General features: G+C 46.6%; 1 protein-coding gene. It reads right to left on the bottom strand.

The window, feature by feature from the left end; translation table 11 throughout:
• Nucleotides 1–114: 114 nt before the first annotated feature.
• Nucleotides 115–238, bottom strand: a 124-nt coding sequence (locus FDX22_RS19795; protein WP_186805365.1) for a 50S ribosomal protein L11 methyltransferase, incomplete at its 5' end; no start/stop codon positions are given.

Here is a 238-nt window from a genome sequence, read left to right as displayed (position 1 = left end):
AAGCTGTTTTTGTGTACAAATAGTGACTTTGTAATGCGATCTCGCTCTCATTTCCGCAAATCATTTTGCGAAAACGAAAGCGATTTTGGGGTTGGCGATAGTAACGCGTGACGATTATTTTTTCTGACCGGTAATACGGCACCACTCTTCTTTTTCGATGACCGGATCGAGTGTAAAGAGATCGGCATAGGCCTCACAGACGCTTTCCGCCTGGCTGGCAAGAATGCCAGAAAGCCCC

The organism is Citrobacter sp. TBCS-14 (assembly GCF_005280805.1).
GTDB classification, from domain to species: domain Bacteria; phylum Pseudomonadota; class Gammaproteobacteria; order Enterobacterales; family Enterobacteriaceae; genus Citrobacter; species Citrobacter gillenii.
Note: the sequence above shows the minus strand (reverse complement) of the source record. Positions and strands in the feature narration are given on the sequence as shown.